This window comes from Lederbergia sp. B243.17 (assembly GCF_057657925.1).
This window is the reverse complement of the sequence record NZ_JBWBKF010000036.1, coordinates 34438-48787: the sequence shown is the minus strand read 5'-3', so window position 1 is coordinate 48787 and position 14350 is coordinate 34438. Positions and strand designations below refer to the sequence as shown.

General features: G+C 47.1%; 15 protein-coding genes. 7 read left to right on the top strand and 8 right to left on the bottom strand.

The genetic code is table 11. The features are described 5' to 3' along the window. Positions 1-20 precede the first annotated feature (20 nt). From AC0TWI_RS06330 to AC0TWI_RS06315, 4 genes are all read right to left on the bottom strand, one after another. Positions 21-557 (bottom strand): NADPH-dependent FMN reductase, encoded by a 537-nt coding sequence (locus AC0TWI_RS06330; protein ID WP_488125492.1) that lies wholly within the window; start codon positions 555-557, stop codon positions 21-23. 34 nt (positions 558-591) lie between these two features. Beyond that, the gene (locus AC0TWI_RS06325; RefSeq protein ID WP_488125491.1) at positions 592-1233 is read right to left on the bottom strand and encodes a response regulator; all 642 of its coding nucleotides are present in this window, start codon (positions 1231-1233) and stop codon (positions 592-594) included. A gap of 14 nt (positions 1234-1247) precedes the next feature. Beyond that, entirely contained in the window at positions 1248-2372 is a 1125-nt protein-coding gene (locus AC0TWI_RS06320) for a GAF domain-containing sensor histidine kinase (RefSeq protein WP_488125490.1), read from the bottom strand. Positions 2373-2458: 86 nt separating this feature from the next. Then, positions 2459-4012 carry a GNAT family N-acetyltransferase gene (locus AC0TWI_RS06315; protein WP_488125489.1) on the bottom strand — a complete coding sequence of 518 codons (1554 nt, stop codon included), beginning with the start codon at positions 4010-4012 and terminating at the stop codon, positions 2459-2461. A 143-nt stretch (positions 4013-4155) separates the two neighbouring features. Here AC0TWI_RS06315 and AC0TWI_RS06310 point away from each other — a divergent pair, with 143 nt between their 5' ends. Beyond that, entirely contained in the window at positions 4156-4599 is a 444-nt protein-coding gene (locus AC0TWI_RS06310) for a disulfide oxidoreductase (RefSeq protein ID WP_488125488.1), read from the top strand. Beyond that, on the top strand, positions 4596-5063 hold the full coding sequence (locus AC0TWI_RS06305; RefSeq protein WP_488125487.1) for a thioredoxin family protein: 468 nt from the start codon (positions 4596-4598) through the stop codon (positions 5061-5063). The genes AC0TWI_RS06310 and AC0TWI_RS06305 overlap by 4 nt, the downstream gene beginning before the upstream one ends. A gap of 53 nt (positions 5064-5116) precedes the next feature. Here AC0TWI_RS06305 and AC0TWI_RS06300 read toward each other — a convergent pair whose 3' ends face one another. Further along, a complete protein-coding gene (locus AC0TWI_RS06300; RefSeq protein ID WP_488125486.1) occupies positions 5117-5503 on the bottom strand; it encodes a DUF5365 family protein in 387 nt (128 codons plus the stop codon). A 121-nt stretch (positions 5504-5624) separates the two neighbouring features. Between AC0TWI_RS06300 and AC0TWI_RS06295 the strand changes: the two genes are divergently transcribed. Next, positions 5625-6512 (top strand): RluA family pseudouridine synthase, encoded by an 888-nt coding sequence (locus tag AC0TWI_RS06295; RefSeq protein WP_488125485.1) that lies wholly within the window; start codon positions 5625-5627, stop codon positions 6510-6512. Here the strand turns inward: AC0TWI_RS06295 and AC0TWI_RS06290 are convergent. Next, entirely contained in the window at positions 6504-7334 is an 831-nt protein-coding gene (locus AC0TWI_RS06290) for an aldo/keto reductase (RefSeq protein ID WP_488125484.1), read from the bottom strand. The genes AC0TWI_RS06295 and AC0TWI_RS06290 overlap by 9 nt on opposite strands. A gap of 255 nt (positions 7335-7589) precedes the next feature. On the opposite strand from AC0TWI_RS06290, the gene AC0TWI_RS06285 reads away from it, so the two are divergent. The 3 genes from AC0TWI_RS06285 (at position 7590) to AC0TWI_RS06275 (ending at position 9698) form a co-directional block, all read left to right on the top strand. Beyond that, positions 7590-8210 (top strand): DUF47 domain-containing protein, encoded by a 621-nt coding sequence (locus AC0TWI_RS06285; RefSeq protein WP_488125483.1) that lies wholly within the window; start codon positions 7590-7592, stop codon positions 8208-8210. Positions 8211-8224: 14 nt separating this feature from the next. Then, the gene (locus AC0TWI_RS06280; RefSeq protein ID WP_488125482.1) at positions 8225-9223 is read left to right on the top strand and encodes an anion permease; all 999 of its coding nucleotides are present in this window, start codon (positions 8225-8227) and stop codon (positions 9221-9223) included. 85 nt (positions 9224-9308) lie between these two features. Then, complete coding sequence (locus AC0TWI_RS06275; RefSeq protein WP_488125481.1) at positions 9309-9698, top strand: thiol-disulfide oxidoreductase DCC family protein; 390 nt, start codon at positions 9309-9311, stop codon at positions 9696-9698. A gap of 465 nt (positions 9699-10163) precedes the next feature. On the opposite strand, the gene AC0TWI_RS06270 is transcribed toward AC0TWI_RS06275, so the two are convergent. After that, entirely contained in the window at positions 10164-11417 is a 1254-nt protein-coding gene (locus AC0TWI_RS06270; RefSeq protein WP_488125480.1) for a DUF3238 domain-containing protein, read from the bottom strand. A 177-nt stretch (positions 11418-11594) separates the two neighbouring features. Here AC0TWI_RS06270 and AC0TWI_RS06265 point away from each other — a divergent pair, with 177 nt between their 5' ends. Beyond that, positions 11595-12896, top strand: coding sequence for an NCS2 family permease (locus tag AC0TWI_RS06265; RefSeq protein WP_488125479.1), 1302 nt, complete (start codon positions 11595-11597; stop codon positions 12894-12896). A gap of 40 nt (positions 12897-12936) precedes the next feature. Here the strand turns inward: AC0TWI_RS06265 and AC0TWI_RS06260 are convergent, their stop codons facing one another. Then, positions 12937-14349 (bottom strand): dihydrolipoyl dehydrogenase family protein, encoded by a 1413-nt coding sequence (locus AC0TWI_RS06260; RefSeq protein WP_488125478.1) that lies wholly within the window; start codon positions 14347-14349, stop codon positions 12937-12939. Position 14350: the final 1 nt, after the last annotated feature.

Below are 14350 nucleotides of genomic sequence, written 5' to 3'. Positions count from 1 at the left end.
CGGATCCCGGCTTCCGTTTATTAATGTATTGAAGGCTTCAGCTGCTCGGCAACTTTGACATACATGATCAGTTCCTTCGCAAGTTCTTCTACTTTCCCTTTCGCTTCATCCCACAGAGTAAAATCTGGGTAATTGAAGCAATCAGGGTCAAGGATCAACTGGCGGGGAATCACGTTTGCATAGAACCCGCGCATGACGGTTCTCATATTGTTCAAACAGTTAATACCGCCTTTGCCGCCGCCTGCTGTCGCCAGCAATGCCGTCGGTTTATGGGCCAGCTGCTGGCTCGTCAAGAAATCAAGCGCATTTTTCAAAGCACCGGTCATGCCGCCATGATATTCTGGAGAAATTAGAATGATGCCGTCCGCTTCTTCAACCTTCTGAATGAATTCCTTTACAGCGGGCAGCTCCCACTGCTCAGGATCGCCTGTCATAACCGGGATATTGCCTTCACTTAAATAATATGCGGAGAATCCGTAATTCCTTGACAAGTATTTTGTCAGCAGCTCCGTATTCCCGCCTTTCGGCATTCCTCCGTTGATAATTAATACATTCACGCTAAACCCGCTCCTTTGCTTCTTCCCCAGTTGTTCACTCGCCGGTGAATCCGGATTTGACGGCATAAAGGGCCGCTTGCGTCCGGTCCGCCACACCTAACTTAGAAAAAATATTTGATACATGAGTCTTGACTGTTTTTTCCGTTATCCCGAGTGTGGCTGCGATCTCCTTATTGCTCATCCCTTTTGCGATGATTCTCAGCACTTCCTTCTCACGGTTCGTCAACGCATCAATCGGATTGTGTGTCTGCTCCTTTGCGTTGACACGGGACATCAGCATTGTTGTTGCTTTCGGATGCAGGATATTTTCACCGCTGACAAGCTTGCGGATGGCGGCAGCAAGATCATCCGGTTCGATATCTTTCAGTTGATAGCCCGATGCTCCTGCTTCAATCGCAGGCAGCACATGATCCTCATCCGCAAAGCTCGTCAAGATCATGATTTGAATCTCCGGACTCGCAGCTTTGATTTCAGCCGTTGCCTTGATGCCGTCCATGACAGGCATGACGAGATCCATCAAGACCACATCCGGCCGTAATTCACTCGCCAGCCCAACCGCTTCAAGCCCGTTTTGCGCTTCACCGATGATTTCCATATCTTTTTGCGTTTTCAAAAACATCGCCAGGCCACGCCGGACTACATGATGGTCATCAGCGATCAACAGCCGGATGGTCATGTCCCTCACCTCTCCTAAAAGGGCAATTCTGCAATGATTTCTGTTCCTTGCCCAGGGGCAGAACTCAGCGTGAATGTACCGCCGACGCTTTCCGCCCTCTTTCTCATTCCCTCAATCCCGATTGTCGGAATTACCCTTGTTTTCGTATGTTTAAAACCGCAGCCTTTATCTCTAACAGCAAGACGGACTGTACGCCCTGAAATATCGAGCGAAAGAAAAATCTCGTCCTCGCCGGAATGCTTTTTCGTATTGTTCAGTGCTTCCTGGCTGATCCGCCACACGATTTCTTCTACCTTAGAAGGAAGTGCCAGCACACCGGAAAGTTGGACATTTACGGACAAGCCGAGCATCTCCCCATACGCCTTGATCGCTTGCACCAGACCCTTCTCCAGCCCATTCGGCTTTAACTGCCAAATCAGGGCCCGCATCTCCATCAGGGCCTCTTGAGCAAGACCCTGAATATCCCGGAACGTGTCCTTTGTTCCCGGATCCTCAGTCATTTCAGCTCCTGCTCTCGCTGTCAGCGTCAGAGAAAACAGCAGTTGATTGACCGAATCGTGCAGATCCCTTGCAAGGCGGTTCCTTTCTTCAATCAACGCCACTTCTTGTTCCTTCTTTGTAAGACGGACCCGCTTGATCGCCGAGCCGATCTGCAAGGCGATCGATTCCAGCAAGGCAAGCTCAGTTGGATCGAATTCCTTCTTCTCAGGTGCCGCTACATTCAGGAGGCCAAATACCTCTTCCCCTGACGTGAGCGGAATGGTCGCATGGAACGCGATACCATCCGTGGCACCTTTCTTTTGCTCAATCGCCTTTTCAATTCTTCTGCACTCAATAATATTTGCAGCCTTTGTCAAATTTCCGTCCCGGATGCCATCTACACACCAGCAGCTCCCCTCCCGCAAAGGGCTGCACTGCTTATATGCAAGAGCCGGCGGGATATTCTGGTAAGCAGCCAGACGGTGACCGTTTTCGACGTCCAAAAGGAATATCCAACCTGTTTGCACCCCTGTTACCTGCAGCAGTTTATTCAGCACACCGGTTAGGATTGCATCCAAGTCGGTTTCTTCATTTAAAAGTTCAGCAATTTCCTTTAAAATTTTCAAGTTTGCCTGTTCAGGAAGGTGCTCATTTGTCATGACATCCCTCCTCCTGTCTTCTGAGTTCATTATACAGCAATCTGTTTTTCTCGCCATTCGCAATTCGGCTGAAGCCCTTCTGCGACTTAAGGCTGAGATGGCCGCTTTTTATAGAGTACTTCATAAAGGTCTGTTCGCCTGTCTTTTAAATGGGTGACCGTGCCATTCTGTCTTTGGCGCCGTAGAATCTCTAGGTCGACGTCACCAATTACTACCATTTCGATATTGGAATTGGTCTCTCCGACAATACCATCACGCGCAAATTCAAAATCAGATGGTGCAAGAATCGCCGATTGAGCATATTGGATATCCATGTTTTCTGTTTGCGGCAAATTGCCGACTGTGCCGGAAATAACCGTATACACCTGATTTTCAACGGCCCTTGCTTGCGCACAGTAACGGACACGCAAATACCCATGTCTGTCATCGGTGCAAAATGGCGTGAAAATGATATTCGCTCCTTGATCAACCGCAATTCTCGCCAGCTCCGGAAACTCTATATCATAACAGATCAGGATGGCAATTTTTCCGCAGTCGGTATCAAATACATGAACGCGATCGCCTTGGCTTACCCCCCACCACAGCTTTTCATTCGGTGTAACATGAATTTTATATTGCTTTTCAATCGTACCGTCACGCCTGAACAAATACGAAATGTTGTAGAGGCCGTCCCCTTCCTCGACAAAATGGGATCCGCCAATAATGTTGACGTTATAACGGACCGCAAGATCGGTAAACAATTCGATATACTCCTCCGTATACTCGGACAACCGGCGAATCGCCTGCGAAGGGGATTTCTCATCCAGGAAGGAAAGCAGCTGTGTCGTGAAAATCTCAGGGAATACAACAAAGTCGGAAGAGGCATCAGACGCCACATCAGTAAAATACTCGACTTGGCTCGCAAAATCAGAGAACGAATCAATTTGCCTCATCATATATTGCACGGCACAAATCCGGACAGGATGGCTCGTCTTATAATGGCGCTTGCTCAGCTGTACATAATCCACGTTATTCCATTCCATCAATGTCGCGTACTTATTAGACTGCTTATCATCCGGCAAATAATTCGGATTGATCCGCATCAGTGTAAATCCGTTGATCAGCTGGAATGAGAGGACAGGATCATAAATCTGGTGCTTCGAAACAGCATCGACATATTGCCGCGGGGTCATTTCTTCAGCGTGCTTATAATAATTCGGGATCCTGCCTCCGATGATGATACTCTTCAAATTCTTTTCCCGGGCCAATTCTTTCCTTGCCTCGTACAGCCTATGCCCGACCTTCATTCTTCTGTAGTCGGGATGCACCATCACTTCGATTCCGTAGAGATTGTAACCGTTCGGATCATGATTCGTTATAAACCCTTTTTCGGTCACATCATCCCAGGAATGCCTCTCATCATATTCATCAAAGTTGATTATCAAACTCGAACAGGAACCAATAAGATCTCCGTCATATTCGGCAACAATCTGTCCTTCAGGGAAGATGCGCAAATGGCTCTCCAGCTGTGCTTTCGTCCAAGGTATCATTCCCGGAAAGCAAATGGTCTGCATGTTGATAATTGCGTCGATATCTTTATGCTGCAAGGGACGGACGACCATTTTCTTCTCAAATTGTGATAAATCAAGCGGCTTTGACATGTTTCCCTTTCCCCTCTCTTCTATTTCAACATCTTTGTGAATAAAGTTTTCTCCGTTTTACATTGTTCTTTCTTCATACTATAATCGAGGGATAATAGGAGCAAGTTTTCAAGCTCTAATTAATGAAGAATGGAGCGATGCGGATGACAAGTAAATCGAGAATATCTGTAGAAAACCTGCTGTTTTTTGCTTGGGGCGTTTCTTTGGTAGCTCTTTTCGGCAGTCTTTATTTCTCAGAGATCAAACAATATGTCCCTTGCGAGCTATGCTGGTATCAAAGAATTCTCATGTACCCGAACGCTGTAATTCTGGCAATCGCGGCAGTTAAAAAAGATCGGCATGCAGCAAAATACACCGCTGCTCTGTCAGGCATCGGCATGTTTGTATCCTTATACCACTATTTGATTCAAAAACTGCCTTTATTTGCACAGAAGATGCCTGCCTGCGGACAAGTCTCATGCACTGGTCAATACATAAACTGGATGGGCTTTATTACTATCCCATTCCTGGCGCTGGTTGGCTTTATTCTCATTTTCATTACGAGCATGCTGTTGATCAAGCACCGTTCCAAGGAGGAAACAAATTGAAGAAAGCACTTATATTCTTTTCAATCATCATCGTCTTGTTTGCTGCGATTGCCGTAGTGACGAAAGTGCAACAATCACAAAAAGTGGAAGGAAATCCATATGGCAAGCAGAATCTCGATCCAGCAACCATCGATCAGCTCGATGATCCGAATTACCAGAATATTATCCTGCCGGATGAACTGGAAAAAAAGATTGAGAACAAAGAAGATTTCACAGTCTACTTTTTCAGCCCTACTTGCGAACACTGCAAAAGAACAACCCCTGTTTTGATGCCTCTCGCCAAGGAAATGGGCATTGATATACAACAGTTTAATTTGCTTGAATTCAACGAAGGATGGAATCAATACGCCATTGAATATACACCTACCCTTGTCCGTTTTGAAAACGGGAAAGAGACAGCAAGAACTGTCGGGTATCATGACGAGGCGGAATTTAAGGCCTGGCTTTCTGACAATGTGAAATAACTTCCCTTACTAAACAGAAATTGGCCGCGATATCGAATCGCAGGCCAATTTCTTTACATTACATATTGAGTTGCTGTTGTTGTGAGAATTTCTTTGCAAACCGCAGAGACACCGCCGGCAAAACGTTCAAACGGGAACGGGAAGCAGAGACCTTGGCGCTCAAGAATTTTTATGTTTGTTTGGTAGACAGCCCTGTATTCCATTCTTTCTTTCGGATCATTCATTTCGATGATAGAGATAAGAACAGTTAGTGCAGCCTGTATCCTGCAAGCGCTGTCTCTTGTCAGTTGATCGTACTGCAATTGGAGTATTCCGAACCTTTTCAGCTCATTGATCTCCTCTTTTGTAAAAAATCGAGGAAATATTTCTGTAAAACAGTATGTAATCGATACCTCAATTTCTTGTTCTTGTACCCTTGATTGAGCATACTTGATGACCATGCGCCCGTCCCCCTTGAAGCTGTAACAATTGTAAGTAAAATGATATCTTATATGCGAAGTATACCACACCATAAGTCCCGCTTTAAATGGGAAATACATGTAAATTGGAAGTGAAGTGACAGTGAAAACAATCACAATAAATGTAGTGGAGTCATGGGATGGTCTAACGCCGGAAGAGTTGTTTAAAACCGTTTGGAAAGCACCGAAGAAGCTCGTACATGAGCTAAGGATGGAGAAAGCGGTTGAAGTAGGAGGAAAGAGCCTCGATTGGCGAAAACCTCTGTCGGCTGGGGACTGCTTGTCGATCCGCTTGGAAAATGAAGAAGAAACAATCCCTTCTTTTCCCTGCCCCCTGGAAATCCTCTTTGAAGATGAACACCTTCTGATCGCCAATAAGCTGGGCGGAATGTCCACTCATCCGAACAGTCCGGAGCAAAAACAAACTCTCGCCAACGCAGTCGCCCATTACTTGCGCGGACACGGGGACAATCGCAAAATCCGCCATATTCATCGCCTCGACAAGGACACGACCGGTGCAGTGCTGTTCGCAAAACATGCGCTGAGCCAGACCATACTCGACAGAATGCTGACAGAAAGAAAAATCAGCCGCACCTATATGGCGCTGGCTGATGGTGTCATGATAGATCAAACCATAACAATCGACAAACCGATCGGGCGCGACCGCCATCACCCGACCAGAAGACGGGTCTCCCCTGGAGGACAGGATGCGGTTACTCACGTCAAAGTGCTGAAACCATTTCCACGAGGAAAAATCAGCCTCATTTCCTGCAAGCTCGATACCGGAAGGACCCATCAAATCCGTGTTCATCTCCAGTCAATCGGCCATCCGCTTGCAGGCGATGTGCTATACGGAGGCCGTCCTATGTTCCCTCGCCCCGCCCTTCACGCAAGGAAGCTGGAACTCACGCATCCTTTTACATTGGAAAAGGTCGAGGTGGCCGCTCCATTCTTGGATGATATTTTTCGGGGTTATTTTCCCTCAGAATAAAACATTTTCAGGATTAGAGCCGAACCGTTCATTCAAATTCAGAGCGTCGATGTCCTGCATTTCCGTCAATGAAAGTTCGAAATCAAAAAGGTCCGCATTTTCCTTGATCCGTTCCTTGTGAATGGATTTTGGAATGACGACGATTCCATGCTGGAGATGCCAGCGCAGAATTACTTGCGCACTTGTCTTTCCGTGTTTCGCCGCAATATGGCTGATGGTCGGCTCATCAAGCAGCCTGCCCCGTCCAAGCGGCGACCATGCTTCAATCGCAATCTCCCTCTCGGCACAATACTTGCGGATCTCTTCCTGCGTAAGTCGAGGATGCAACTCAATCTGATTGATGACAGGCTTTTCATTGCTGGTTGCCGCAAGCTTTTCCAAATGATGGATATGAAAATTGCTGACGCCGATGGCTCGGATTACTTTTTCTTCATAAAGCCTTTCCAAGGCACGCCATGTGTCTAGAAACTTCGTCTCTCCCGGCCAATGGATGAGATACAAATCCAGGTAATCCAGCTGGAGCTTCTCCATGCTTGATTCAAACGCTCTCAATGTAGAGTCGTATCCTTGATCGTCATTCCATACCTTCGTCGTAATGAACAGGTCCTGCCGAGCAATAGCCGAATCCTTCACAGCACGCCCTACTGCCTCTTCATTATTATAGATACGGGCTGTATCAATCGACCTGTAGCCGATATCAATGGCATCCGCAACGGATTGATACGCTTCGGCTAAATCATCGATTTTGTATACCCCAAGACCGACATAAGGCATCCCGACCCCGTTATGAAGGCGCAATTCGTACTTTAGATTATTCAGCATCATCTTCACCCTCCTTATTCTTCCATTGTAGCTATCCCGGCAGCACGGGGCGAACAAATTGCATTGAATTCGTTTTCTTTTCGATAAATGGGCCTATATTGTGGCAGCTTGGGTAAAATAAACGAAATGCTCCGATGTTTCTTTGTTTCACATTTCCTCTTTTTAAGGTAAAATGTTATCGTTTGGTAGTACGCCGTACAGGCTTAGCTATTTTCGGCAACCAAAACATAGCAATCCAATCAGGAGGTCAAAAAAGTGGCATTTAAGAACAAAAAAGATAAATTTGCGGCATTATTGGAAAGCATTGCAGCGAATTTAAAAGAGAGCGCAAATTATTTTGCCGATTTCAAGTTGAATAGCAAGGAAGACACAAAAGCTTTCGCTGCTAAAATGAAAGAATTCGAAACAATCGGTGATTCCTTTGTGCATGAAATCATCATGGAACTGAACAATTCTTTTATCACGCCAATTGAGCGGGAAGACATCCTTGCCCTATCCATGAGCATGGACGATGTACTTGATGGAATGGAACATACTGCGGCATTGTTCGATATGTATTCGATTGTACACGCAGATGAGTACATGTATACATTCGTTGATGCGATCCGCAAATGCGTGGATGAAATAGAAATTGCTATTGGCCTCATCTTCAGCAAAAAGCTGCCTGACGTCCGTCCGCATGCCATCAAAATCAAGGACTACGAGTCGAAGTGTGACGATGTCCTGCGTGAAAGCATCAAGCATCTGTTCTCCGTTGAAACTGATCCGATTAAACTGATCAAATACAAAGAAGTGTATGAAGACCTCGAAGACATTGCAGACCATTGCCAAGGCGTCGCCAACACACTTGAAAGCATCGTTATGAAAAACGCTTAAGGGAGTCTTTCAACATGGATCACGCACTACTGATTACCATCCTGATTGTCATCGCTGCTTTGGCCTTTGACTTCATTAATGGCTTTCATGATACCGCCAATGCAATTGCCACATCCGTCTCGACAAAAGCACTGCGTCCGCGGGTGGCCATTCTGATGGCGGCTTCCATGAATTTTCTTGGAGCGATGACGTTCACGGGGGTAGCACAGACGATTACGAAGGATATCGTCAACCCATTCACATTGCAGAATGGGTCGGTTGTCATCATGGCCGCCCTATTATCAGCCATCGCTTGGAACCTGATCACTTGGTACTTCGGGATACCAAGCAGTTCCTCGCATGCGCTGATCGGCTCAATCGCCGGGGCAGCGGTCGTATCCGCCGGCTTTGATGCGATCAACCTGAAAGGATTCCTAAAAATCTTCCAGGCGCTGATTTTTTCTCCAGTAATTGCATTTGTTCTCGGTTATACGATTTATACGATTTTCAAGCTGGTGTTTAAAAATCTTAATTTGGCAAAAACGAATAAGCGATTCCGCTATATGCAAATCGCTACAGCAGCCATCCAGTCCTACACACATGGCACGAACGACGCCCAGAAAGCGATGGGAATCATCACGATGGCGCTCATTGCCAACAACCTCCATACAAGCACGGACATTCCGCTATGGGTCCAATTCTCGTGTGCGACGGCAATGGGTATCGGTACATCTGTCGGCGGCTGGAAAATCATCCAGACGGTTGGCGGAAAAATTATGAAAATCCGTCCGGTAAACGGCGTGGCAGCAGACCTAAGCTCTGCGTTCATCATCTTTGGCGCAACGTTCATCCATTTGCCTGTCTCCACCACCCATGTCATCTCTTCTTCGATTCTCGGAGTAGGGGCGTCCCACAGAGTAAAAGGGGTAAAATGGGACACAGCGAAGCGGATGCTCATCACCTGGGTCATCACCCTGCCGATTTCAGCATTGCTGTCTGCAGGTATTTATTCCATACTGATTCTATTCATGTAACGAGCTTTGATTATAAAGCTCGTGTTTTATTAGGTGGAATAAAGGAAAAACAGAGAGTATATCAAAACGGCAGGAGGGAATGTATATGAACCCGGTCATTTTATTCGATGGTGTCTGCAACTTCTGCGATGCAAGTGTTCAATTTATCATCAAGCATGACCCGCATGGCTATTTCCATTTTACGTCCCTGCAAAGCGATGCGGGCAAAGCCCTGCTCAAAAAACACAAAGTCCCAGTTGACCTCAACAGCATGATCCTAATTGAAAACGGGCAAGTCTACACAAAATCCACCGCCGCCCTCAGAATCTGCAAGCGGCTCTCAGGCAAATGGAAACTACTGTACGCCTTCATCATCATCCCTGCCCCTATCCGAAACATCGCCTACAACATCCTTGCCAAAAACCGCTACAAATGGTTCGGCAAAAAAGAATCCTGCATGCTCCCCTCACCAGCTATTAGAAAAAGGTTTTTATAAAGAAAAGCGGAGGGCGATTGATCAGGGGCGACAAGCGCTGGAGGAAAAGACTGGGTGGATGATTTCCAATCCACCTGGTCTTTTCCGAAGCGACCTCGAGCCCCTATCGCCCGCAGCTGGACAAAAGAAAAGCGGAGGCTGCCGTTTAGCGACGTACAGATTGGAGGGATTCTGACGAGATAAAGGAAACACGGCGACGAAGGAGCCGATGTTGACTTATCGTAGGAAGAATCCCGAAATCTGCTAGTCGCTGGCAGACGGAGCTGGACAAAGAAAAGCGGAGGGCGATTGATTAGGGGCGACAAGCGCTGGAGGAAAAGACTGGGTGGATGATTTCCAATCCACCTGGTCTTTTCCGAAGCGACCTCGAGCCCCTATCGCCCGCAGCTAGCCAACGAAATGTGCTGCCCCTAGACCTATCATGACCAAAAAGGACAATACCGGAAAACCGGTCTTGTCCTTTTTTTATTCAAGATTGGAAATCCGCCAATACTGGCTTGCAAGCGGTTCTGCCATCCAAGCAAGCCCTTTGCTGTCAGCCTGATGGATCGGCTCCCAGTCCATATTTCCTCTTTTGATATAAACTTCATGATTAGGCGATTGATCATGCTTCCCCGAAACATCGAACAAGCCATTCCGGAGAAAAGCTGCCTTTACGATATAATCAATGTCCGGAGACACTGTCAACGGGTTGCCCGCCGTGTGCCGAAGGATGAAAGTTGCCCCTTTTTCATCAGTAAGAGGGTTGTCCAGCACGATTTGGCTGTCATCAGCCCTGCCTGCTTCGTGGAATCTGCGAATCCAGTCAAACGCCTTCGTTTTGTTAATTTCCTTCCTCATATGAATATCTGAATCACTGCATATAATATCGACTCTTGTTCTGAAACGCGGATGATCCGGTTCGAATCCCCTGCCATCACCTTGGAAATATCGTTTCATTGAGAAGAAGTTAGGGTTTTTCAGCCACTTTTCCGGGAGAAAGGTCGTGTAGCGGAACTGGACATTTCCGTCTACTTTCGCTTTCTTTCCGGAGAAAAGCCCCTGTCTCGGCCCTATTTTTTTCATTACGTAAAATCTTTCCATTGAGGCTTTCTCTTTTGTTCGTTTTTTTAATAGCCCAAACGCTTTTGCCAAGGTATATTTCTCCTCCGCCAGCTGAATTTCCGATTTCTTGATAGGTCTTTCGGCAGCAAATGTGTATAGATTTTCTCCCTCACCTACTTCTTCATCAATGAACTGCGCTTCTTTTATCGTTTTTATGAAATTGCCGTTCTTGTATACTTGATATTCATCAAGCCCATCTATCGGCTCCCAAAAAATAATTATCCGGTTTTCCGTGACGATCGTATTCGCAAAGGCCGAAGCGAGCGGATCGTCGTCGTCCGGATGTGATTGCTTTCGCATTACTTGAACAATTGCTCTCTCGCTCCGCTTCTCTCCAAGACACTCAACTTCATATCGAACAATCTCTCCCCCACCTGGACTTTCATCGCACCAGCACGGCCCCCTTCCTTCATACATCCGTTCCCCTTCTTTATAGATGCGGTATAATGCTCCAGTATCCTCCCACTCAAGGAGAATTTTTCCGTCTAGCTCTATCTTTTTTAAAGCAAAAAGAGAAGACTGGCCTCCTCTGTTTTTTCTCCAGATTGCAGCAGTCAGCACAGCGGTTGCAATCCCCGTTAGTGACGCTCCAAGCGTGAGCAATTGCCGACTCATGGCATCATCCTCCCGATGATAGATTTACCTTTGCCATACCCCTAACAATAGGACCGTACACACCTTCTGATTCCCGGCCACATGTCAATTCCATCATCTTTTGCTTGCATTCCGGGTATGATACGAATAATATAAAATCTGGATTCATAAAAGGTTCGGCTTTTTGGAGGGTATTTTATGTTTAAATTAAAAGAGAATCATACCAATGTGAAAACGGAACTGATGGCTGGTCTTACGACTTTTCTTACAATGGTCTATATTGTGATCGTCAATCCGATCATTTTAAAAGATGCAGGTGTCCCGTTTGATCAGGTTTTCACCGCAACAATCATTGCAACGGTCGTCGGCACGCTATGGATGGCGCTAGCCGCCAACTATCCGATTGCTATAGCTCCGGGAATGGGCATGAATGCATATTTTGCCTATTCAGTCGTCGGCACCCATGGGGGTATTACATACGCAACTGCGTTCTCCGCCGTTTTTGTGACAGGAATTATCTTCCTTATCTTGTCGCTGACGTCTTTCCGCAAATATTTGATTGAGTCAATCCCGTCCAACTTAAAACATGGGATTACTGCAGGAATCGGACTATTTGTCGCTTTCATCGGCATGCGCTTGACAGGGCTGATAGTGGCTCATCCTGATAATTTGGTCAGCCTCGGCGACCTTCACGACCCTAAGGTCCTGCTGGCATTATTGGGGCTCGCAGTCACCCTTATACTGATGGCTAGAGGCGTACATGGCGCACTTTTCTTCGGCATGATCATAACCGGAATTGTGGCGTACTTTGGAGGGTTTTTATCGTTCGACGACGGATTTGTAAAACTCCCGCACCTCCCTGAAGGCATCATTGTCAGCAATCCGATTCAGGCATTCGCAGACGTTTACAACCATGGACTGTATGCCGTAGTCTTCGCATTTTTGCTCGTTACCATCTTTGATACGACCGGAACGATGATTGGAGTGGCAGAGCAAGCCGGGCTGATGAAAGGGAATAAGCTTCCCCGCGCTCGTCAGGCACTGCTATCCGATTCGATTGCAACGACTGCAGGTGCTTTGTTCGGTACAAGTCCAACAAGCGCCTATATCGAATCAACGTCCGGCGTGGCAGCCGGGGGGCGGACAGGGCTGACAACACTTACGGTTTCCGTCCTCTTTATCGCAGCGGCGTTTTTCAGCCCTCTCGTTGCGGCAGTTTCAGGCTTATCTGCCATTACCGCTCCCGCACTCATTATCGTCGGAAGTCTGATGATTAGTGCCGTTTCGGAAATCAACTGGAAGGAAGTCGATGAGTCGTTTCCAGCATTCCTCATCATTTTAAGCATGCCGCTTACTTCTAGTATCGCAACAGGGATTGCTTTAGGCTTCATTTCCTATCCGCTGATGAAGATTGCCACAGGCAAATGGCGCCAGGTCCATCCGATTCTTTACATTTTCGCTGTATTATTTGCCATCCAGCTCGTGTTCGTGCCGCATTGATCGTGGAGAAGCTTCTACAAGAAAAGGTCTGAGCAGCTGCTCAGACCTTTTCTCTTCTCTTCTTTTTTTCTGGAGGCTGGTGGATGGCCCTTCCTCTGCTGCCTTCTACAGCTTCAAGCAAAGCTTCGTTCAGGCTCGGGTGCGGATAGTGCGGGAAAGAAAGATCCTCATCTCTCGCTCCCATTTCAAGACCGAGAGCAAAGGTGGAGCTGAATTCAACCGCACCTTCGCCAATCATATGGGCTCCCAGCAAACGATCTGTTTCCACATCGAATATGAGCTTAACGAACCCTTCCTGCCGAGATGACAGCATGGCAAAACCATTCGATTGAAGCGGATATTTGCCAATTCGTAATTCAAAACCAGCCTCCTTTGCCTTTTCTTCAGTAAAACCGGCAAAAGCAATGGGTGGATCAGAATGTATAACGGCAGGCATCCACATCATATCGACTTCCGTTTTTTCCCCGCTGGCAATTTCAGCTGCAGCCTTCCCCTGTTTAATGCCTATTACGGCCAAAAGCGGTCCTCCAGTTACATCACCTGCAGCAAAAACATGTTCCAGACTTGTTCTGCAAAACCCATCAACCTCGATAAAACCTAGTTCGTTCATACGGATGCCAACCCGTTCCAGTGAAAGGGAGCCGGTATTCCCTTTCCAATGTTCTTCCCGGAAGAATTCACAGTCGGCAATATGATGCTCTTTCCCATTGCGATCTGTAATCCTGCAGGTCCCTTCTGTCCACGCGATGTTAGAGCAGTCAGGGAAAAAGGCGATCTTCCTTTTTTTCATCACCCTCTTCAGTTCCCGCGCTACCTCCTCATCCATTTCCGACTCTGCGCCTTTCCCTTCTGCGATTGTAACCTCACAGCCGAGAGACTGATAAGCGAAGGCAGCTTCGATTGTTATGTAATTCAAGCCTGCCAATACCAGCCGCTCCGGTATTCGCTCCGGTTGGAAAAGCGTATAGGAAGTCAAGGACTGGCCTCCCGCTTGCTGCAGCGGAGATGCACCAGTCGCAATAATGATTTGCCTGCCGCGAAAAGTCTCAAATTGATGACCATTCTCCACTCCGATTCTATATTCATCGAGGAAAGCGGCCTGGCCATGGACAATTTCAATTTCATTGGCGGCGCAGAGCGATTCAATCCCTTTTTCAAGCCTGGCGATTACCCGGCTCGTATAGGACTGAAAAGAGCTCAAATCAAAGAGGGCATCCCCGGCCGAAATCCCCATCTCCCCAAGCGTTCGGAGTTTTGCTTTCTGTGCTGCAGCGTGTGCAAGTGTCTTTGAAGGGATGCAGCCGGAGTGAAGGCAGGTCCCGCCGAGATGTTTTTGCTCGATCAGGGTCACTTCCCTGCCAAGCTGTGCAGCCCGAATGGCAGCTGTATATCCGGCAGGTCCACCTCCAATGACGATTAAATCCCTCTCCTGCACCAATTCACCTACCACCATA